This is a genomic window from Nitrospirota bacterium (genome assembly GCA_040757595.1).
GTDB lineage: Bacteria > Nitrospirota > Nitrospiria > Nitrospirales > Nitrospiraceae > JBFLWP01.
This window is the reverse complement of record JBFLWP010000013.1, coordinates 7,501-28,175: the sequence shown is the minus strand read 5'-3', so window position 1 is coordinate 28,175 and position 20,675 is coordinate 7,501. Positions and strand designations below refer to the sequence as shown.

Below are 20,675 nucleotides of genomic sequence, written 5' to 3'. Positions count from 1 at the left end.
ACCGGCCCGAAGCTGAGCGGACTACCGGACGACCGCCTCCGGGTCCGGCTCCTTCAGACTGGGCTTGAACTCGACCGACCCGAGGAACAACCCCTCGTCCGGCTGCGCCACGCCCCACCAGTTTTCGCGCGCCTCCAGTGGGAGCGACGAGTGGTTGATCACGGCCCAGGCGTTCTTCACGATGTTGTTGCGATAGAGGGTCGGCTGCGCCCGTCCGCTGCAAATCACGGCGGCGTTGTTGGGGTGCTCGGTCAGCGTGGAGTGGGTCACCTTGGGCGCCGACTTGCCGCTGCATTCCAGCGCGCTCTGAAGATTGTGCGCGATGAAGGCGTGGGAAATCTCCGGGTTGCCCTCTTTGACCTGCAGGGCGGTCTGGGCATACTCGATGCGCACGTGCCGGAGGAGACTCGGTTGCTGGCCGCTCCCTTCGAACCGGATGGCGCTGGCATAGTCCCCTGGGCGCGGGGACGCGTTGGCGGAGGTCAGGACGATGGGCCGCTTCTCCGTGCCCAGGGCCTGGATCGCGCCATCCCGCACGACCAAGCTGGTGTCCCCGGCCTTGAACCGGACCACCACGCCGGCCTGGATGGACAGGGTCGCACCCTTGTCAACGATCAGGGGCTTGACGACCAGGTAGGGGCTCTTGGCCGCCAGGAGAAAGGCGGACGATGTAATCGTCCCGCCGAGCTCCGACTCCAACGCGGCCAGCACCACCGTCTTGCCGCCGGGGAGCGGCCCGTCCAGGTAATCCTTCACCAGCACGGCCCCGTCCACCTTGGCGAGGACCGCCGCCCCGTCCGCCGTGCCCCACCAGTTGCCGCTCGCCTCGACCGCCTCGGTCGAGCTGGCGTTCCACACCTGGACGGCCCCATTGTCCAGAAGCTCGTTCGACCGGATGGACAGGCCTGGCGCCTTCGTGATCGCGACGCCATACCGCCGGTTCTGCGCGATGCGGTTCGCCGCCATCACCGGCGCCGACGCGTCCTGCACCGAGATCCCGTCCTCCCGATTCAGCACGATCTGGCTTCCCTCGATCACCGGGCGAGCCGACGCATGCCGGGTCACGATGCCGGTCCCGTTCTCGGTCAACTCGCTGGCGCGGATCTTGGGCGAGGCGGCAATGCAGGTGACACCCACTTTGGCCCAGGCGACCCGCACCCGATCGAGGACGCTCTCCTGCTCCCCGGTCTGGTCGAACCGGATGCCCTGCCAGGCCCGCTCGGGCGTCTCCTGCTCGGCGGTGAAAACGATCATCTGCTCGGCCGTCCCGACCGCCGCCAGGCTGCCCCGTACGATCAGGCCGCCCCCCTTGGACTTGACGACCGTGCCCGGCTCGACCGTCAGCTTGGCGCCCTGGGCGACTGTGACGTCCCCCTCCAGGACGTAAGGGCTCGCCCCGGCGAACCAGGTCGTGTTGAGGCCGATCACCCCGCTGACCGGCGTGGGGCCTGGCGGGACCGGCACTCCGACCGTGGCGTCCGACAACGGGCTTTCGTTGCCGACCCGGTCGAAGGCGGAAATCTTGTAAAAATACTGCCGCTTGTTCGTGAGCTCCTTGCTGTCCAGGTAGGAGGGGGATTCCACGGTCGCCAGGGGCGCGAACCCGGTCAGCGCCGTTGCGCTTCGGTAGAGCTTGTACCCGGCCAGGTCCTTCTCGACGTTGGCCTTCCAGCGGAGACTCACGGTCTTGTCCCGCCCCAGGGTGGCCAGGCCCAGCGGCGTGGCCGGGGGCATGGTGTCCAGCGTCACGGGCCCGACCACGTCCTCCCAGTCGGACTGGAGCCCCTGCCGGTCGGCCAGGTGCCCCATCACGATGGCGTTGTCCACGTTGTCGCCGGGCTTGACCGTGTAGCTCCCGACGTAGATGCCGGGCTTTTCCTCCTGCATGACGATCCCGGTCCGATACTGGCCGATGTCGAACGTCGCCAGCATGTTGGGGTCTCCCTGGAGGCCCACTTTGATCTGATCGCCGGCCTTCTTGGTCTGGGTCGAAGAGTCGTTGACCAACAGCGTGATGATCGGTGGCTTGACGGCCTCGCCGGTGCTCATGCGGGGCAGGGTCTCGAGCAGGTCCCGGAAGAGCTCTTCCGACGCCCGGACCACCTCGATGTGGCGCAAGGCGATGGCGTTGGCGGCCAGCGTGACGACGATCCCCAAGGGATCGGTCGCGAAGCCGCCCGAGTGCACGCGCTGCACGTCTCCCGTCTCCCACAGGACTTCGCCGGAGGCGACGTCCACCATCTTGAGCTTGGCCCCCACCGCGATCTGGGCGTAGAGGCCCGCATAGATCCGGTTGAAGTGCGTGATCTGGCCGTAGATCACCGTGTCCGCCTTGGTGATCTCTCCGAGCTTCGCCAGCGGAAGCTTGACGATCTCCTCCGCCTTGACGAAACCCTTCTCCTGGAGCAGCCGGTCCGTCACCGCCGTCCGCTGGGTGGGATACTGCTTGACCACGAAGCGGTTCAGGAAGGCCGTCCGGATGACGTACGTGGGCGTCTCCTCCTCCACCTCGGCGGTCTTGTCGGTGAGGTTCTCGAAGGGAAGAATCGCGACGAGCTTGGGGGGCCTGTCCGTGAGCGTGCTGGTGACCCGATACTTGACCGACGCCGGCTCCTTGGCGCCGATCACCGCGCCCCCCCCTTCGCCTCCGCCCGCGGCGCAACCGATTAACGCAAACAGGGCCAGGGGCACGAGGCGCGAGGCAAGCGGCCAGAACCTCGAACCCCTCACCCCTCGCTTCTCGCCCCTCACCTGCTGGCTAGTCATAGACCACCACCACGCGGGCCTGACGGAGGTAATGGGCGCTCGGCTCGCTCTGCTGGATGGCCTTGACGCCCTCGCCGTCAAGCACGATGTCCGTCGCCTTGTTCCCGCTCGCCCGCACGCCCTTGACGATGAGCGGCTTGTCGGTCACCCGCTGTTGCCGGCTGCCGGCGATCATGTCCTTGGCATAGCCAGCCACGCCGGCCTGCACCGCCTGGTCGCGGGCCAGGGCCTCCCCCGCATAGAGTTCCTTCCCCTGCTCGTCCAGGAGCCGCGGGGCCAGCGCCGGCTTGAGCCCCAGCCCGCGAGCATCCACGAGCAGGCCCGTGTATGTTTCGCCCGGAGGAGCCTGCCCTGTGCCCGTCGAAGGGGCCGGCTCCGGTTGAGCAGCCGGAGGAACAGCGGCGGGCGCCGGCGGCGGAGTCGAGGACGAGGCCGGCGGCGCCGGTCGAGGCGCGACCGGTGCCTGGGGGGCAGGGACCGCCGTCGTCCCGCGCCGGCCGAACTCCTTGGGAATGACCGCGTCCAGCAGCTCGCCGGAGAGCGAAATTCCGACGGTCACCTCCACGCCCCCGTCCGGCTGATGCTCGGTCTTGATCTTTTGGGCGCCCTTGACCAGACCGGACACGCGGGTCCTGACCGCCTCGCTCTTGACCATATAGTTCTCGACGAGCGAGATGGAGTCCACCTGGATGCCCTTCACCGCCTCGAGGAGGTTCCGAACCGCCACCGAGTAGGCGGCGCGCTCCGCCATGGCCCGAGCCTGAGCCCGGTTGACGGCGCTCTCAGGCGGCGCCCCCAGGCCGGTCGCGGTCACCACGCCGGACGTCCAGTTCACGGTGCCAGGCCCCACGGTCTCGACGGCGTCGCTGAGACCCGCTCCGGTCGCGGACGGTCCCACCGCCAGGCACATGACCACCAGAAATGAGAGAACCCTGCTTCGCATGATCCCCTCTCCGCTTCGTCCGTTCAGTCAACCGGGGCGGAAAAACCGGCCACCAGCCAGCCATCCGGCGTCGGCGCCCGCCCCTCCATCCCCCCGATCAACGGATCGGTCACCACGACGACCTTGGATCGGGCCAATGCGGACTTCAACTGCGGGTCTTCGCGAATCCGCTTGGCGTCGTCGCTGCTGATCAACAGGTTCGCCTTCAAGGCCCCGGCCTTGTCGACCCCTTTGATCTTCAGCGGCCGACGGCCTTCTCGCGGCCCCGCACCCATCTGGACCGGCCTGATGACATAGGTGCCCTCTCCGAAGATCGCCGAGAGGTCCGCGCCTTTGGGCAGCGTCTTGTACTGCACCATCCCATCCTTCTCGGCCGTGGGCCGATCGATGGTCGCCGGACCGTAGACCAGGGCCCCCTTGTCGTCCGTGATCTCCGGGAAACAGGCAGGTTTGAGCCCCAACCCTCGGGCGTCGATGACCAGCCCCGTCGGCCCCTCTTCGGTCGCCGATTCGGGCGGCAGCTCCTGTGGAACGACCTTCTTCTCATCCATGAAAGAGCTGATCAAGGAGCCGACCCCCCAGAGGGGGACCTTCACGGTCACCTCGACCCCACCCTCCGGCTGCACCTCCGTCTTGACCACCTGGGCGCCCCTGACGAACCCGTTGACCTGGCTCTTGATCACGTCGTTGGTGACGACGAAGTTCTCCACGAGCGTGGCGGAGTCGATGCGGACGCCGTTGACGACTTCCAGGAGATTCCGCACCGCCACCGTCTTTGCCGCCCGCTCCGCCATGGCCCGCCCCTGCCCGGGCCCCGCGTGGGCCGGCGGCGCCCCCAAGCCGGTCGCGAAGACCCAGCCGGTCGTCCAGTTGATGCGTCCGTTGCCGGCCGGCTCAACCGCGTCGCCGAGCGGCACCACCTGAGCGAATGCCTGTGCGCCGCCGACGGCCACGAGGGCCCACCCCGCCAGCAGGATTCGGAGCCACCGCCCTGATCTTGGCCTGCTCACGTTCTCCCCCTTTGCTAGATTTTCAGCGCTTCCTTGAACATCCGGATCGCCAGCAGCGCGTCGGCGCCGGAGACGGGCTGGACCGCACCGAACTCCCCGGTCGTCTTGTCCGCCTCCAGGATGCCGCGGCTCGCCAGGATCATCGCCGCGTTGAAGTAGTAGACGTCCGGCCGCACGTCCGGGAAGAGCGACTTCTGGCCGAAGTACTGGGTCGCCAGCTTCTCGTCACCCGTGATGCGGATCATGATGTCCTCCAGCATGATCGCGTACTCGGCCTTGGTGATGGGTTTGCTCGGCTCGAACTTGTGTTCCGGCGAGGGCTCCAGCCCGCGCACGCCCAGCTTGACCACGGTGTCGATGTCAGCCTTGAGCGGATGGGTCGCAATGTCCGTCGCCGGCTCCATCGCCACGATCTTGTCCGCCTCGAATTTTTGCCCAGGCGCCTTGAACGACGGGTCGAAGGTCTTGCCGCGCTTCTCGTACAGGCGCTCCAGCCCGAGCTCCTCGATGAACAGGGCCGCCACGTCGGCCCGGCTGATCCGGTCGATCAGGGCGATCTCCTTGCCGATCCTGGTTCCGGGGGCGGCCCGCTGGATCTTCTGCACCAGCTTCCACTCCTTGTTCGCCTCACCCGTGAATTCCTTGTTCAGGTCCAGGACCGTCTTGAACCGGTCGGCGGCCTTGTCGAATTCGAACGCGGCCCTGTAGGCTTTGCCCATGTAGTAGTGCAGCTCGGCGCTGTTCGGGTTCCGGTTGCTCGCGCTCTTGAACTCGGATTCGGCGTCCTCGATCCAGCCTTCCTTCCGCTCCATCGCGAGCACCCGGATCTTCATGACCTGGGCCACGATCTCCTCGTCCTTCTGCAAGCCCCTGGCCTTGCCGATTTCCTCGTAGGCGATCTCGTAGTTCCCCCTCGCGCCGTGCACGAGCCCGATGCCCGCGTGGCCCGGAGCGAAGTCCGGATCCAGCGCCACCGCCCGCTCGAACTCCTTCATCGCCCCGTCGTGGTCGTCCTTGTCGAACAGCCTGATCCCGGTCGAATAATGGTGCTCGGGGGTGTCCAGCGCCGCCTCGGGCTTGGCCCGCTCCTCGGCACAAGCCGCGAGTCCGAGGAACGCCACGGCCGCCACCACCGCCGCCAGCCCATGCCAACTCTTGTGCGTCCTGTTCATCGCTGATCTCCCTTCTGTGACCGCTTTCAGCGATCGGCTTTCAGCCATCAGCTTCCCGCTGAGTGCTGGCTGCTGAGCGCTCACCTCAGTCCAAGACCACCATCACGCGGGCCTTCTCCAGGAAGGTGAGGTGCTCCTTCATACTGTGCAGCACCTGCGCGTCGCTGTTGCTGATGACCAGATCCGTCTTGTTGGGGCCGTCCGTCCGGACGGCCTTGACGAGCAGCGGCCGGTCGGTCACGCGCGGATTGCCCTGGGCCGCGCCGACGTCCTTGAGATAGCCCACCATGCCCTGCTCGACCGCATACTGCCGGTTCACGAAGGCGGACCCGTAGACCTCCCGCCCCTCCTCGTTCCGGATCTTCGGCGCCATCGCGGGCCGGACGCCGGTTCCCCTGGCGTCCACGATAAGCCCCGTGAAGGCGGCCGACGGGACCGCCATGGTCGGCGGCACCGGGATCGGCTCGCCCCCGCCGGTCTCCCTGGGCATGAGCGTGTTGAGGAGATCTCCGGTCAGCCTCACGCCGACCAGCACCTCCACCGACCCGTCCGGATTGACCTGCTTCTTCATGATCTGGGCCCCCTGCACGAAGCCGCTCACCTCGCTCTTGATCACGTCGCTGGTGACGATGAAGTTCTCCACCAGCGTGGCCGAGTCCACCCGGATGCCCTTGACGACCTCCAGCAGGTTCCTGGTGGCGACCAGAAATGCGGCGCGCTCCGCCATGGCCCTGGCCTGGGCCCGGTTGACCGCGTTCTCCGGAGGGGCCCCCAGGCCGGTCGCCGTCACGACCCCCTTGGTCCAGTCGATGCTGCCGGTCGTCCCCATCGACTCGATCACGTCCCCCACCCTACCGGCCAATTGGGCCGAGGCCGCGCTCGCGCACAGCAACAGCCCGAGGCCTAGCATGACGATCCCTTGTCCCGTCAGGCGTCGTTTCATGTTCCCTCCCCCTTTCTTCCCCTGTCTGTCCCGACCACCGCGCCACGGACTCAGCGTCCGACCAGCTCCTCGTAGAGCGCGCGTCGTTCCGTGACCCTCTTGAGATAATTCCGAGTCTCCTCCGGCGTGCTTTCCGTCAGCAACGAAAACAGTTGGGCTTCCGAGAGGTCCCTGACCCGGTGACGGCTGACGACCTTGTTGCGGATGTTGCCGGGCCCCCAGTTGTAGGCGCAAATGACGAGGTAGTTCCGCTTCTCCCCCTCCGGAATCTCCGAAAAGATCTGGCTCATCAGAATCCGCAGATAGGCCGCACCCAACTCCACGTTGTGCGCCGGATCGGTCAGATATTCCGGATCGAGAACCCGATCGTCCTGATACAGGTAATTGTAGGCGTCTCGCGCCGCGGCCCGCGGCACCAACTGCATGAGCCCGTAGGCCGGCACCGGCGACTGGGCCTTGGGGTTGAAGTAGGACTCCGTGTGGATCACGGCGAGGACCAGCCTCGGATCGAGCCGCTGACGCTTGGCGTTGGCCCGGACTACGTCCAGGTACTGCTGAGCCCGCTTCTTGAGGTGGTCCGGCGTCATCTTCACGGTCGCCGTGACCTTGACTCGCGTCAGCCCGTCACGCGATTCCGCCGGGCTCCCGTCCACGATGGCGGAAGGCAGCACTTCCTTCCGGATGAAGGCCTCCGCGTTCTGCCGGCCGACCGGCCTGCCGGCCTTGGTCGCGACCTGGCCGGCCATGACCGGCCTGCCCGCCTGACCCTGCTCGGACAGGACGCGCGCAAACTGCTTGGCGATCTCCGCCCCGGCCGCCGCGGCGGCTTCCCCCGGCTTGAGGGCCTGTCCCTTGGGCACCGGCACGAGCGCGGCCACTTCCACGACTCCCTTCTCGAAATCTACGATGCTGCGCGCATCGTAGCCAGGCGAATAGTCCACCCATTCCTTCCTGGTCGATCGGACCGCACGGTCCCATTTCTGCTCGATCTCCCGCTTCATCTGCTGCCAACGGGCTTCGATCTCCTCTTCCTTTCTCTGCCATTGCGCCTCAGTGGCCGCGCGCTTGTCCCGGTACTGGTCGTGAAGGGCCTGGAGAGCGTCACCGGCGGCCTGCTTCCGTTGCTGGAACCGCTGGTTGATCTCCTCGAAGGGATCACTGGTTTGAGCCAGGGCCGAAGCAGGCACGCCGGCCTGCAACACACCGGCGAGCGCCAGGATCGCGACCGGGGCCCGCATAACCGACGCCATGACACCCCTTCTACTGCCGCACCTCATAGGGCAAGGTCGCTTCCGTCCAATCCTCGTCCTCCAGCAGAGCCAGACGCTTCACCACGTCCTGAATCATCGCGGCTTCCGTCCCGTCGAAGGTCTGGAAGACTCCCTCCGGAGACTGCTCCTTCACCAGCCCGATCGGCTTGCGGGTCGCGATGACCTTGATGTACTCAACCACCTTCCTCGACCCCTTGGGCAGCATCACGCGCAGCCGGATGCCGAGCGACCGCAGGGCCTCGCTGGGGAACACGACCTCCTGTTCGGCCGCGATCTGGTTCTGGGGCAAGAAACGATTGGGCAGGAGCAGGGTGACCGCGCCATCCTGCGTCACGCTGAACAGGTGCAGGTGGGCCGGCTGGCTGGACCGGACTTTGATGAGGGCCTCTTCACCCTCTTGAAACACCTGCTTGTTCAAAGAGGCGCGCAGCTCGAATCCAGCCCGCCGCTCGACGCGAACCGGCCGGACCATCGCCTTGATCCTGGTGTGGTAGACCGCCATGCTCGGGCCGATCTTCCGGTCTTTCTTGTCCTTGCTGTCCTGCTTGATCTCCTCGATCCGCTCATCCAGCCACTGTTCGTCCTCGATGACGCCGCGGGCCACCGAAGCGATCAGCTCGTCCGTGATCTGCGAGTTGTGGAGCACCGTGGTCCCTCTCACGAACACCCCCACGGCCTGTTCGATCGCGTTGCGGCGGGCGTCATCCCTGGCGCGGTTCCGCACCTCTTCGAGCGACATGTCCCGCGCAAACGGGGCCAGTCCCTCCGCCACGACGGAGACCGGCTTCAACGGCTCGGCCAGGGCCGGCCCGCCGGCCAGGACCGCAATCCACGCCCAACTGCACGTTGCAATGAAGACTTTCGTCCCGGGAAAATCATGGCGAATCACGCCAGGGAAAATCGGATGCATGGGCTCCACGCCGTGTAAGGGAAACCCAGGATAGTTTCTGCCCCGAAAAAAGTCAATCAAACAAGGACTTAGAAGCGAAGGGGCAATGCACACCATCCTTCCGTTCCATGTTTCCAGGCAGACCGGCGTGTACTGCTTTGACCGCCGTACCGACACGCCAATGCCAATCAGCAAAAGGAGTACCGGCTTTCATTCCTCCGGAAGCTCTAGGGCGAGCGCCTCGAAATGCTCATCCACCCAGGGGATTTCTGAAACGGGATCCCCGGAGACCGGAAGCCACGATGAGGCCCAATTCTGTCTCCTATCCAAAAAGATAGGCGTCTTCTATCCAAAAAGACCAGAATTGCCTCGCCAAGATTTGGGAACCGCAGTCACTCGGCATGCCGTGTGCCTTACGGCCGCCATCCAACTTGCCCCCTCCCCTTTCCGGTAAATTGAGGCCGGTCCGCCAAAAGTCCCTCCAACCGGCAGCCTTGCGACGTTGCGCCTTGTAGCCTTCCGCGTCAGAGTCCTGGCCTATGACTGGGGAAATAGTCTGCAGCAATGCTTCTTCCTGCAAGGCCATGTGCCGCGCGGCCCGGAGGTGTGCTGGGGGCAAAGATCGCGAACTGGGAAAAAGAGCGGAACGGCCCTTACGGCTGCGACCCAGGCCGGCCTTGGCTGGACATTTCGCGAAGGGATTTGAGCTCGGTCTCAAGCTGCGCCGTGTCACCCCGAAGGCCCTGCTCACGGGACAGTGTCAGGGCCCGCATCAGTTCCTCCACTGCGCGCGTGGTGTCCCCGATCGCGCGGAAGCTCCAATAGGCTCGCTGAGCGTAGGCGAGCGCGGCTTCCTTCCGGTCTTGCCGCTGCGCGACCCGCGCCAGCCCGGCCAGATCGGCGGCGATCGCGGAAGGATTTTCCGTCGCCTTGTCCAACTCCAAAGCCCGCTCGAAGTGGGCCTTGGCCTCGTCCAGGCGGTTCGTTTCTTCGGCGATCAACGCCAGGTTGGCCAGATTCGCGGATTCCGCCCGCTGATCCTTGATCGAGCGGTTGATCTCCAGCGCCAGCTTGAACGAGGCCTCGGCCTTCGCCAAGTCTCCGGCCCGTTGCTGGATCAACCCCAGGTTGTTGAGCAAGACCGCCTGGCTGTGCCGATCGCCAGCCTGCCCGGCCGCCTCCAACGCCTGGCCGTACAGCGCCGCGGCCTGGTCCGGTTGGCCGGCCAACTGCCGGGCCGTGCCCAGATGCGTGAGCGATTCGACGCGGAGGTCGGCTCGCCGCAGTTGCTCGGCCAGCACCAGCGCCCGTTTGTGCAGCTCGATGGCCTCGGTCGGCTTCCCTTCGAGCGCCGCGACGCTGCCCAGGTCGTTGAGGGCGTGGGCCAGCCCGGCCAGGTCATCCAGGCTCTCGGCCAACTGCCTGGCCTCCTCGAACAGGGCCTTGGCCCGCTCGCGCTCGTCGCGCTCCAGTGCCCGCTGCCCCTGACGGTGCAGAGCCTGGGCCTTGGCCGCGAGCGGCGGCACGGCCTCCGGTTGGGCGTCGGAGGCGCAGCCGGCGGCGAGCAGCAGGGTCAGAAGCCAGCCAAGACCGGGGTTGCCCGCGTACGGCTTCACTTGCTCAGTTGATCTCCCCTGAGGCTGCGGAGGCCGTTCCCCTGTGGCCCCGTCGCTTCGGGCGGCGCGTTCTTGACCATCGTGCTGACCGGAAACGTCCGCTTGGCGCCGCTCACGATCAGATTGACGTCTTCCAAAGTTTTTTGGGCGGTCCGGACCATCGGAGCCATGTCCTTCCCGACGCCCTTGATCGCTTCGGTCGTGACCTTGATGTTGTTGACCGCCTCCTGCGCCGTCGCCATCACGGCCGGCAGCTTGGCCGTGGCGGCTTTGACGTCCGCCGCCGCTGCGTCGGCCGTGGCCAACGTCTTCTTGACAGATCCCGTGATTTCAGGCAGGGTCGCCGTCGTCCGCTCGACAGTCGCCGCGCTCCGCCGCACCGACGCGACGATCGCCGGCAGCTCCTTGGTCGCCTGCTCGACGGTCGTCAACGTCCGCCCCCCGGTCTGGACCACCTGCTGCACGTCCTTGGTAATCTCCTCCACCCGCAGGACGGTGCGTTGGACCGACTCCAGCACCGGCTTGACCTCCCGGCTGAACTCCCCCTTCACGTCCTGGAGCATCGCCAGGTAATCCTGCGGCGCCTGCGCCTTGATGACGTCCCCGTCGGCCAGCACCCTCGCGGTCCGGCTGCCCATGGAGATCTCCACCTCCGTGGACCCCATGATCACGCCGCTCTTGCCGACCTGAGCGACGGAGTCCTCCCGGACCAGGTCACGGTACCGGCCCAGAAGCTGCAACGTCACGTCAATCTGTCCCCCGCCGGTGAACTCCACGGCCAGGACCTTGCCGATCGGGACGCCGTTCATCAGGACCGACACGCCCGGCTCGAGCCCGTAGGATTTGCCGAGGCTCGCGTGCAGCCGATACTTGTCCTCGAACAGATGCTCGGCCTTGGCCATAAATATTCCGACGACGATGATCCCGGCCAACGGAACCAGGAGGAACGCCCCGACGATCTGGGCGACGCGTCCGGACGACAGCCGGTGCGAATAGTGCATCTTCATTGGACACCTCTCATTTCGGCTAGTGAATCCCGGTCAGGCGACCGTGCAGCTTCCAAATAGGCCCGCATCTCCGGGGCCGCCTGCGCCAGCACCTCCCCGTGGCGGCCGATCGACTCGACCCGTCCGTGGCGCACCAGGGCGACCCGGTCCGTGATCTGCAGGAGGGACGAAAACACGTGCAACGTCGCCAGGACCGTCAGCGACCGCGCCCGCCTGGCCTCCGTCAGGAAGCCGGCGAGGGCCCCGAGCTCGGCGGCGTCCAGCCCGTCCGTGGGGCTGTCGAGCAGCAACAACTCCGGGTCCAACACCAGGGCCCGGGCGATGGCGGCGCAGCGGGCCTCTCCCTGGTTCAACTCGGCCGGGAACCGGTTCCGGAGGGCCGACAGGCCCAGCCAGTCGAGCTTCTCCATCACGAGCGGCTCCAGCTCATGATCCTTCAGCCCCCGGTGGTAGCGGAGTGGCAGCGCCACGTTGTTATAGACCGTCATGTTGCTGAGCAGGCCCGGCTGCTGCAGGACGACGCCCACCCTGCGGCGCAGATCGGCCAGCGCCTCCTCGTCGAGGCCGGCCAGGTCCAACCCGAGGATCCGGACCGTGCCCGCCTCCGGCTCGACGAGGCCGGCGCAGAGCTTGAGGATCAAGCTCTTGCCGGAGCGGTTCGGCCCCACGACGGCCAGGAACTCCCCCGGCTCGACGGCCAGGGTCAAGGAGGCCTGGCCTTCCTGGTCCGCCAAGCCCACGGACACGTCCGACAGTTCGATCGCGGTCGTCATCAGAAATAGGCGGTCACGGTGACCAGAATGTCGAGGATCAGACAGAGCGTGACGGAGTTGATCATGGCCTTGGTCGTCTGCTGGGGAACCTCAGTGTAGGAGGCCCGGACCGAGAGGCCGTGGTGGCAGCAGATCGCCGCCACCGCGGTGCCGAAGAGCGCGCCTTTGGCGAGGGTCACGGCCAGATCCGTCAGCGTCAACGCGTGGGTGACGGCCTCGGCGTAGACGGTGAACGGCACGGTGAGCTTGACCTTGGCCATCACGAACCCGCCCAGCACGGCCAGCACGTCGAAATAGACGGTCAGGCAGATCATCGCGAGGACCATCCCCACCAGCCGAGGCATGACGAGAAACCGCATGACCCGGATGCCCATCAGCTCCAACGCGGTCACTTCCTGCCCGACACGCATGTAGCCGAGCTCGGTGGTGATGGCCGTTCCCGAGCGCCCCACGACGATCACGGCCGTCACGAGCGGCCCCAACTCCCGGATCACTACCACGACGATGATCGTGCCCACGAGGTTGCCCGCACCCACCTTCGGCAACTGGGTGCCGGCCTGGGTGATGATGATGAAGCCCAACATGAGCGCGATCGCGCCGACGATCGGCAGCGCGTCCACGCCGGTGAAGAGGACCTGGCGGGTGATGACGCGGAGGGCCTCCCCGCGCCCCTGCCGGCTCGGCAGGACGAGCTCTCGGACGGAGAGAAAGACGAGGGCCGCCAGGTCGGTCAGGTATTCGTACCCGTCGATCGCCTTCTGCCCCAGCCACACGAGCCCGCCCCCGTGGCCCGGCTCCTGTGCCGCGCTTGTCCGGTCCTGCTCTATCAAGTCCTGCTCCAAGCGCCGAGGGGCGACGCACACCGCCTCGGAGGACCATTCCAGCCCAAATTCTAGGGGAAAGCCCTAGCGAATGCAATGAAACCGCGACGTTCCACGGCAGGTACGGAGGCAGGCTCTACGTGGTTGCCCCGGCCGTGACCGGTGGCGGACAGAGCCGTCCGGGAAGACCCAAAGCGGGGGCACTGACGGGCCCCCGGTCGTCAGAAAAGGGAAGGAACCCGCCTGCCGCCGCCCGCGACTCCGGGCGGACTTCCCGGAGGCGCCAGGAACGGGGAATCGGCCGCGGGCGGCGGCGGCGTTCCGGACGGAGTCGCCACGAACATGAAGCTTTGGGGTCTTCCCGACCCGATGCTGAAGCTGGTGAGGCCGTGGCGCGTGCTGCCGGTGTAGGAGGACTGGCCTGGGAGCAGCTTGATCGTCACCATTCCCCCAGCCGCCTGCGTGATCACGCCGGCGTGGATCCCGGCGGAGCAGATGTAGGAATCGTCGGCGTAGGTGTCAGTCCCGTAGACCGAGTGGAGCTCGAATCTGGGCGGGCAGAGGAACGTCATGACCCGGCCCACCTGACCCGGCCACGAGTCGGCGCTCATCCTCCCCGTGGCCTGGACGGCCGGCTCGGGCTCGGACAGGGCTGGTCCCCAGATGAACAGGAAGCTGCTGGGCCAGACGTCGAGCCAATCCTGCGTCGTGACGCCGTTGCGGGTGCTGCTCACGTACCGGGACTGGTCGGGCCGGACCTCGATGGTTACGGGGCCGCCCGCCGCCGCCGAGATCAGGCCCGCGTGCACCGCCGCGGTGCAGACGGAGGAATCGTCCGTGTAAACGTCCGTGCCCCACACGGACTGGAGCCTGCCTCCGGCCGGACACAAGAGCGTTTCTCGGCGCCCCCACTGTCCCTGCCATTTGCTGGTGCCCGTCGTCCAGTCCACGGGCGTCGGCGGGGGCCGAACCCCCCGATCCACCGGCAGCGAACGAGCCTTCTCCTCGGAGAGAACGGCCGGGACAGGCTGAAGCGAGAAGACGGTCCAGAGCACCGGCAGGCTGAGGATCGCAAGCCGGAACAGGAAACGGGAGGCGGAGGCAGGGGCTTGGGCCATTGGCACCTTCCGAGAGGAGTCCGAGCGGCCAACGGGCCTATGCTAGCAGAGAGGTCTCCGGCGGACAAGCCCAGGGCTGTACGGGCTTTCCCTGCCCGACTCGCGGGAGCCCTCGCCTTTCACCATTTTACCCGAGCGGGATGCGGGACTTGTTCCGGGCGAGCCATGCGTCAAAGGTCTGGATGGCAGGATAGAGGGACCGGGCGACGGCGGGATTGCGCGCCCCGCAGAAGGCGTCGTTGAAGTCGCGCTTGAACTGGAACATGTTGCCGATGTCCTCGGCCCCGGGGAACTCGAACGAGCGATAGACCTCCGGCGGCACGTCGGTGTACCGAACCTCTTTCCCGAGCGCCCTGCTGAGCGACGCGGCCATCTGGGCGCCGGTCACGTGCTCGGCGGCAAGGCCGACCGTCTTGCCGACGAACTCCTGGCCCCGCTTGAAGACGGTCAGCGCACACTTCCCGATGTCCTCGGCGGCGATTCCCGGGAGCTTCTTGTCGCCCATGGGCATGGTGATGGCCAGGACGCCGTCCGGCCCCTTCTTGGGCCCCATGCCGAACATGATCAGGTTGTCCCAGTAGAACGAGGTGAGCAGGAAGGTCGTCGGCACGCCGAGGTCCCGGAACGCCTGGTCGGCCTCGCCCTTGCCGTCGAAGTGCGGGACTTTGTACTTGCCCATGAGGGTCGGCATGCGGGTGTCGCTCAGCGGGACCCACTTCCGCGTGTCCTCCAGCGTGGACCAGACGACGTGCGAGAGCCCGGCGGCCTTGGCCGCAAGGGCCATGTTTTTGGCCTGGGCGATTTCCTTCTCCGGCGAGAAGTGCTCCCAGAAGTTGGTGACGCAGAACGCGCCGGAGCCCCCGGCGAAGGCCCGTTTGAGACTCTCGACGTCGTCCAGATCGGCAGCGGCCACCTCGGCGCCCAATTCGGCCAGGGCTTTGGCCTTGTCTGAGCCGACGCTCCGCGTCAGCGCCCGCGCGGCGAACGGTCCGCCCTTGTCACCCAGGATCGCGCGGACCAACCCGCCGCCCTGCATCCCCGTTGCCCCCACCACCGCGATGATCTTTTTGTCAGCCATGGCCAGAGCCCCCATCACTGCGTCCCGCCTCGTTCCACCCGGAAAGAGTACATGACAGGCTACTGTGCGCGGGAAGCCATGTCAACGTCACGCGAAATCGTTGGACGGTGCTATACTTAGAGTGCTACACGTGTAGCGTCTGGAGAAGGGGACCACGTTGGCGGACAAGCCGACCGAAAAGAGCGTCCCGAGCGGGGGCGAGCCACCGGCTGCGGCCAGTTCCGGCCTGCCCGAGGACTGGGCGACCTGGCCGGACGAGCGGCTCCTGGACGTGCGCCTGTGCGACCTGCCGCTTGCCATCGAGGACAGCCCCGTCGAGCCACACCTCCGGCAGCTCGCCCAGGAGCTGGAGGCTCAGCACCTGCAATTTCGCCCGCACTTCTGGCTGGCGGATGAATGGTTCACCCCGGACGGGGTGCCGGGGATCGCCATCCCCTTCTACCTGGTCCACCCTCGCCTGGCCAAGCTGGAGCTCAACCAGATGCTGGAAGTGGAGGGGGGCACGCCCGAATGGTGCCTGCAAATCCTCCGGCACGAGACCGGCCATGCGATCGAGAACGCCTACCGCCTGCGGCGGCGACGGGGGCGGCAGCAGCTCTTCGGGAAGTCCTCCAAACCCTACCCCGACTATTATGCCCCGAAGCCTTACAGCAAGAGCTTCGTCCTCCACCTCGACCTGTGGTACGCCCAGAGCCACCCGGACGAAGACTTCGCCGAGACCTTCGCGGTCTGGCTCACCCCCGGGTCCACCTGGCGGGAGCGGTACGCGGGCTGGCCGGCGCTCAAGAAGCTGGAGTATGTGGACGCGCTGATGCGCGAGATCGCCGGCCGCCCCCCGCTGGTTCCCCCGCAGCCGCCCGTGGATCCCCTCCCCAGCCTGCAGAAGACGCTCCGGCAGCATTACAAGGCCAAGCGGGAGCATTACGGGCTGGCGCATCCGACCTTTTACGACCTGGACCTCCGGCGGCTGTTCTCGGACGCGCCAGAGTTCAAGGCCAACAAGACGGCGGCGAGCTTTCTGAGCCGCTTCCGGAGGGAAGTCCGCCGGAAGGTGGCGGACTGGACCGGCGAGTACCAGTACACGATCGACCAAGTCCTGGAAGCCATGATCTCCCGCTGCCGGGAGCTGAACTTGCGGCTGGCCGTGCCGGAAGATCAAGCGAAGCTGGACTTCACGATCCTCCTCACCGTGCAAACGATGAACTACCTGCACAGCGGTCGCCACCGGGTCGCCCTATGAAGCCGCTCCGCGTCCTGGTGCTCATGCACGAAGACCTGATCCCGCCGGAGAAGCCCGGGGAGGGCGTGGACCTCAAGACCGCCGAGTGGAAGACGGAGTATGACGTCGTGACCACGCTCCGTGACATGGGGCACGAGGTGCGGCCCCTGGGTCTGCGCAGCGACCTCCGCGTGGTCCGGCAGGCCGTGGACGAGTGGAAGCCGGACATCGCCTTCAACCTCCTGGAGGAGTTCGACGGGGTGGCGATCTACGATCAGAACGTCATCTCGTACCTCGAGCTCCTGAAGATCCCCTACACCGGCTGCAATCCCCGCGGCCTCATGCTGTCCCGCGACAAGAGCCTGACGAAGAAGATCCTCTCCTATCACCGCATCCCCAGCCCTGATTTCTTCCTGTGTCCCCTAGGCGAGACGGTCAAGCGGCCCAAGCGCCTGGGCTTTCCCCTGATCGTAAAGTCGGTCTCCGAGGAAGCGTCATTGGGCATCTCCCAGGCCTCGATCGTGGAGGACGACGAGAAGCTCAAGGAGCGGGTCAGCTTCATCCACAACAGCGTGGGGACCGGCGCGCTCGTGGAACGGTACATCGAAGGCCGCGAGCTCTACGTGGGCGTCCTGGGGAACCGGCAGTTGCAGGTCTTGCCGGTCTGGGAGCTGAACATGGACAGGATGCCCGAGGAGTGCCGGCGCATCGCCACCGAGCGGGTCAAGTGGAGCCACAAGTACCAGACCAAGTACGGGATCACCTCCGGGCCGGCGAAGGACCTGCCCAACGGCCTGACGGGGGAGATCCAGCGGCTCGCGAAGCGCATCTACCGCATCCTGGGGCTGAGCGGCTACGCGCGCATTGATCTGCGGCTCGATCCGACCGGAAAGCTCTACGTCCTGGAAGCCAACCCCAACGCCCAGATCGCGCACGACGAGGACTTTGCCGAGTCGGCGGCGCGGGCCGGCATTTCCTACCAGACCATCCTGCAGCGCATCCTCGACATGGGCCTGCGCTGGCGGCCCGGCCATATTCCGTGAGGCGGGCGAACCATTTATTACCGGGAGCAGAAATGTTTGACAGTTCCGGTCGCCGCGTAGCGAACGTGCGGATGCCGAAAGTAGCGGCGGACCTTCTCCGGTTGCCGCTGGGTACTCCACATGAAGCGCCGGACGTTGGCCATCAGCTCTCCCGGGTGCCGAGGACGGGTCCGTCCCACCGCATTGGTCTTGACGTCGTGGTTGAGGTACTCGTCCGGGTTGAGCTCGGGGCTGTACCCGGGCAGGAAGAACAGGCGAATCTGCCGCCGGTGCCGCGCCACCCACCCGTCCACGGCAGCCGCCTGATGGACTGGATGCGCGTCGACGATCACGAATACCTTCCGCCTGGCATGACGGATCAACCGCCGCAGAAACGTCACACACCCCGCGGCCGTGAAGCGGCCCTTGAAGACCATGAAGGCCAGTTTCCCTCGGCTGGTAATCGCCGAGATCATGTTGCACCGAAAGCGCTGGCCCGTTCCGGGGATCACGGGCGTCTGCCCGCGTCGGCCCCAGGAGCGGCCGGCCTGGTGGTCGGAACGCATCCCCGTCTCGTCGCCCCAGAAGATCGTCGCGCGCTCCCGTTGTGCCAGTGCTCGGATGGCTGGATACGGCTTCTTGAGCCAGCGGCACACGGCCGCTGGGTTCTGCTCGTAGGCTCGGCGCAAGGGTTTCTGGGGGGTGAAGCCCCACCGCCGCAGATACCTCCCCACGGTCCACACAGAAGGGCGGACGCCGAACCGGCGAGCGATCAAGTCCTGTACCGCCTCGCGGGTCCACAACACAAACGGCAACTTGAGCTGGTCTGGGCAACGGTCGGTGATCAGCCGAACCGTGATCGCCGCCTGGTACGGCTTCAGTTCCAAGATTCGTGGCCGGCCCCGCGGCCGCGACCTTACCGCCCGCAGGCCCCCTCGCGCCGCCGGTGCTCCCAGGCGTTGACCGACTGGCGGGAGACCCCAAAGACTCGCGCCGCTTCGGCCTGGGACATCCCCGCCTGCACAACCCGGACGACCCTCAGACGGAGAGTCTCCTGGGCCGAAACAGCAAGCGCGCGCATGTCCCGGCTCTTCATGGCGGAATGGATAGCGGAAAGAACTGACCATGTCAAACATTTATGCTCGGATTAATAACTTCTGAACCTAGTAAGTGCCCGTGCTCACTCCGAAAGCCGGTCACCATGCGACAGCAAATCGCGACCGGCTACTCTCTCCTCCAATGCTGCCGTGCAGATCACCCCTCACCCCGCCTCTCCCGCAAGGGGCAAGGGCGATGCTTTGTTCTGTATAGGGCTTGAAGCGGGATGGCGGGCCCGTGGTCGCGAATCGCGGAGGCGAGGGCACCGGGAGTTAGCGAGCAGCAGACAGGGGCCGCCAGCCCGCGTTCTGCCGAAAAACAAAAAGCCCGCTGACCTTGCGATCAGCGGGCCTTTCTAAAATATCCCGGCAGCGTCCTACTTTCCCACAGCCTCACAGCTGCAGTATCATGGGCCCTGGAGGGCTTAACTTCCGTGTTCGGGATGGGAACGGGTGTGACCCCTCCGGCAAGGCCACCGGGAATCTCGTTCAAGAGCTTATGGCTGATGGCTTATAGCTGATGGCCCGATTATTCCGGCCATACGCCACAGGCCATATGCCATTTGCTCTTGTATATGAAGACCATGTCTGTCAGGAGCACAGTAGTAAGTTAAGCCGCACGGCCGATTAGTACTGGTTAGCTTCAGGCCTCTCAGCCCTTCCACACCCAGCCTATCAAACTCGTCGTCTACGAGTGGCCTTTAGGGAGGTTACCCTCCGGGAGATCTCATCTCGAGGCAGGCTTCCCGCTTAGATGCTTTCAGCGGTTATCCCTACCGGACATAGCTACCCGGCACTGCCGCTGGCGCGACAACCGGCACACTAGAGGTCCGTCCTTCTCAGTCCTCTCGTACTAGAGAAAGCCCCTCTCAAATCTCCTCCGCCCACAACAGATAGGGACCGAACTGTCTCACGACGTTCTGAACCCAACTCTCGTACCGCTTTAACGGGCGAACAGCCCGACCCTTGGGACCAGCTTCAGCCCCAGGATGCGATGAGTCGACATCGAGGTGCCAAACCTCCCCGTCGATGTGAACTCTTGGGGGAGATCAGCCTGTTATCCCCGGCGTACCTTTTATCCGTTGAGCGATGGCCCTTCCACACAGAACCACCGGATCACTAAGCCCGACTTTCGTCTCTGCTCGAGCTGTCGCTCTCGCAGTCAAGCTCCCTTCTGCCTTTACACTCGACGGCTGATTACCGACCAGCCTGAGGGAACCTTTGGGCGCCTCCGTTACTTTTTGGGAGGCGACCGCCCCAGTCAAACTACCCACCAGACACTGTCTCCGCCCTGGTTGACAGGGCCGGGTTAGAATATCAGAAAAGTCAGGGTGGTATTTCAACGTCGGCTCCACGGGACCTAGCAGCCCCGCTTCACAGCCTCCCACCTATCCTACACAGACTCGTCCAACACCCAATGTCAAGTTGTAGTAAAGGTGCACAGGGTCTTTCCGTCTAGTTGCGGGCACCCGGCTTCTTCACCGGAACAACAAATTCGCTGAGTCACTCCCCGAGACAGCGCTCCAGTCGTTACGCCATTCATGCAGGTCGGAACTTACCCGACAAGGAATTTCGCTACCTTAGGACCGTTCATTCTGTTACCACTCACCGTGGCGGTAAGGGCGCGATCATTTCTGTCGCGCTCTGCATGTCGCCATGCAGATCGGGCCATCTCTTCCCGGAAGGTTATCCCCCGGGTCTGGCATATGGTCTCTGAGGATTCTGGAACCGGCTCAGGATCTCCGCATCGTTGTATCGGCGCTTTCCTCCGTCGTTCATCGCTTCCCGAATCCGAAGGATCTGTTCGACCCCTTGCTGCGTGAGGTGCTTCCCCTCGCGCATCAACTCGGCCAGCTCTTTGAACTTGGAAAAATCGCGTCGCTTCTTTGCAGAGAGGAACCCGAAACGCTCAAAGAAAGGAATGACATTC

The 20,675-nt window shown here is 65.7% G+C and carries 17 protein-coding genes and 2 rRNA genes (1 of these 19 running past the window's edge); 2 read left to right on the top strand and 17 right to left on the bottom strand.

What is annotated here, in order from left to right; genetic code table 11:
• Positions 1-21: 21 nt before the first annotated feature.
• From AB1411_12255 to AB1411_12195, 13 genes are all read right to left on the bottom strand, one after another.
• Positions 22-2,730: a GNA1162 family protein gene (locus AB1411_12255; protein MEW6544366.1), complete on the bottom strand. Its 2,709-nt coding sequence runs from the start codon at positions 2,728-2,730 to the stop codon at positions 22-24.
• A gap of 28 nt (positions 2,731-2,758) precedes the next feature.
• Entirely contained in the window at positions 2,759-3,709 is a 951-nt protein-coding gene (locus tag AB1411_12250; protein ID MEW6544365.1) for a hypothetical protein, read from the bottom strand.
• Positions 3,710-3,732: 23 nt separating this feature from the next.
• Positions 3,733-4,719 carry a hypothetical protein gene (locus AB1411_12245; GenBank protein MEW6544364.1) on the bottom strand — a complete coding sequence of 329 codons (987 nt, stop codon included), beginning with the start codon at positions 4,717-4,719 and terminating at the stop codon, positions 3,733-3,735.
• Between the two features lie 14 nt (positions 4,720-4,733).
• Positions 4,734-5,891, bottom strand: coding sequence for a hypothetical protein (locus AB1411_12240; GenBank protein ID MEW6544363.1), 1,158 nt, complete (start codon positions 5,889-5,891; stop codon positions 4,734-4,736).
• 85 nt (positions 5,892-5,976) lie between these two features.
• On the bottom strand, positions 5,977-6,834 hold the full coding sequence (locus AB1411_12235; protein ID MEW6544362.1) for a hypothetical protein: 858 nt from the start codon (positions 6,832-6,834) through the stop codon (positions 5,977-5,979).
• A gap of 50 nt (positions 6,835-6,884) precedes the next feature.
• Entirely contained in the window at positions 6,885-8,084 is a 1,200-nt protein-coding gene (locus tag AB1411_12230) for a murein transglycosylase domain-containing protein (GenBank protein ID MEW6544361.1), read from the bottom strand.
• Between the two features lie 10 nt (positions 8,085-8,094).
• Positions 8,095-9,015, bottom strand: a complete 921-nt coding sequence (locus AB1411_12225) for a DUF4384 domain-containing protein (protein ID MEW6544360.1) — start codon at positions 9,013-9,015, stop codon at positions 8,095-8,097.
• Positions 9,016-9,647: 632 nt separating this feature from the next.
• Positions 9,648-10,610, bottom strand: coding sequence for a tetratricopeptide repeat protein (locus AB1411_12220; protein MEW6544359.1), 963 nt, complete (start codon positions 10,608-10,610; stop codon positions 9,648-9,650).
• Positions 10,607-11,617: an MlaD family protein gene (locus tag AB1411_12215; GenBank protein ID MEW6544358.1), complete on the bottom strand. Its 1,011-nt coding sequence runs from the start codon at positions 11,615-11,617 to the stop codon at positions 10,607-10,609. Before AB1411_12215 ends, AB1411_12220 begins: the two co-directional genes overlap by 4 nt.
• Complete coding sequence (locus tag AB1411_12210) at positions 11,614-12,390, bottom strand: ATP-binding cassette domain-containing protein (protein ID MEW6544357.1); 777 nt, start codon at positions 12,388-12,390, stop codon at positions 11,614-11,616. Before AB1411_12210 ends, AB1411_12215 begins: the two co-directional genes overlap by 4 nt.
• Positions 12,390-13,220, bottom strand: a complete 831-nt coding sequence (locus tag AB1411_12205) for an ABC transporter permease (protein ID MEW6544356.1) — start codon at positions 13,218-13,220, stop codon at positions 12,390-12,392. Before AB1411_12205 ends, AB1411_12210 begins: the two co-directional genes overlap by 1 nt.
• A 212-nt stretch (positions 13,221-13,432) precedes the next feature.
• Positions 13,433-14,329: an LCCL domain-containing protein gene (locus tag AB1411_12200; GenBank protein MEW6544355.1), complete on the bottom strand. Its 897-nt coding sequence runs from the start codon at positions 14,327-14,329 to the stop codon at positions 13,433-13,435.
• A 127-nt stretch (positions 14,330-14,456) separates the two neighbouring features.
• Positions 14,457-15,407 (bottom strand): NmrA/HSCARG family protein, encoded by a 951-nt coding sequence (locus tag AB1411_12195; GenBank protein MEW6544354.1) that lies wholly within the window; start codon positions 15,405-15,407, stop codon positions 14,457-14,459.
• Positions 15,408-15,633: 226 nt separating this feature from the next.
• Between AB1411_12195 and AB1411_12190 the strand changes: the two genes are divergently transcribed.
• Both AB1411_12190 and AB1411_12185 read left to right on the top strand, forming a co-directional pair.
• Entirely contained in the window at positions 15,634-16,647 is a 1,014-nt protein-coding gene (locus AB1411_12190) for a putative zinc-binding metallopeptidase (protein MEW6544353.1), read from the top strand.
• Positions 16,644-17,669, top strand: a complete 1,026-nt coding sequence (locus tag AB1411_12185) for an ATP-grasp domain-containing protein (GenBank protein MEW6544352.1) — start codon at positions 16,644-16,646, stop codon at positions 17,667-17,669. The genes AB1411_12190 and AB1411_12185 overlap by 4 nt, the downstream gene beginning before the upstream one ends.
• A gap of 17 nt (positions 17,670-17,686) precedes the next feature.
• On the opposite strand, the gene AB1411_12180 is transcribed toward AB1411_12185, so the two are convergent.
• The 4 genes from AB1411_12180 to AB1411_12165 all read right to left on the bottom strand — a co-directional run.
• Entirely contained in the window at positions 17,687-18,535 is an 849-nt protein-coding gene (locus AB1411_12180; GenBank protein ID MEW6544351.1) for an IS630 family transposase, read from the bottom strand.
• A gap of 29 nt (positions 18,536-18,564) precedes the next feature.
• Positions 18,565-18,729 carry a helix-turn-helix domain-containing protein gene (locus AB1411_12175; GenBank protein ID MEW6544350.1) on the bottom strand — a complete coding sequence of 55 codons (165 nt, stop codon included), beginning with the start codon at positions 18,727-18,729 and terminating at the stop codon, positions 18,565-18,567.
• A gap of 380 nt (positions 18,730-19,109) precedes the next feature.
• A 5S ribosomal RNA gene (rrf, locus tag AB1411_12170) occupies positions 19,110-19,226 on the bottom strand.
• 125 nt (positions 19,227-19,351) lie between these two features.
• Positions 19,352-20,675 (bottom strand): 23S ribosomal RNA (locus tag AB1411_12165) (it continues 2,421 nt past the right edge of the window).

Excerpts from the sequence above, each read along its gene's own strand:
- AB1411_12215 (MEW6544358.1), bottom strand. The coding sequence starts at position 11,617 with ATGAAGATGCACTATTCGCACCGGCTGTCGTCCGGACGCGTCGCCCAG.
- AB1411_12235 (MEW6544362.1), bottom strand. The coding sequence starts at position 6,834 with ATGAAACGACGCCTGACGGGACAAGGGATCGTCATGCTAGGCCTCGGG.
- AB1411_12240 (MEW6544363.1), bottom strand. The coding sequence starts at position 5,891 with ATGAACAGGACGCACAAGAGTTGGCATGGGCTGGCGGCGGTGGTGGCG.
- AB1411_12250 (MEW6544365.1), bottom strand. The coding sequence starts at position 3,709 with ATGCGAAGCAGGGTTCTCTCATTTCTGGTGGTCATGTGCCTGGCGGTG.
- AB1411_12185 (MEW6544352.1), top strand. The coding sequence starts at position 16,644 with ATGAAGCCGCTCCGCGTCCTGGTGCTCATGCACGAAGACCTGATCCCG.
- AB1411_12230 (MEW6544361.1), bottom strand. The coding sequence starts at position 8,084 with ATGGCGTCGGTTATGCGGGCCCCGGTCGCGATCCTGGCGCTCGCCGGT.
- AB1411_12195 (MEW6544354.1), bottom strand. The coding sequence starts at position 15,407 with ATGGCTGACAAAAAGATCATCGCGGTGGTGGGGGCAACGGGGATGCAG.
- AB1411_12175 (MEW6544350.1), bottom strand. The coding sequence starts at position 18,729 with ATGCGCGCGCTTGCTGTTTCGGCCCAGGAGACTCTCCGTCTGAGGGTC.
- AB1411_12210 (MEW6544357.1), bottom strand. The coding sequence starts at position 12,390 with ATGACGACCGCGATCGAACTGTCGGACGTGTCCGTGGGCTTGGCGGAC.
- AB1411_12225 (MEW6544360.1), bottom strand. The coding sequence starts at position 9,015 with ATGCATCCGATTTTCCCTGGCGTGATTCGCCATGATTTTCCCGGGACG.
- AB1411_12200 (MEW6544355.1), bottom strand. The coding sequence starts at position 14,329 with ATGGCCCAAGCCCCTGCCTCCGCCTCCCGTTTCCTGTTCCGGCTTGCG.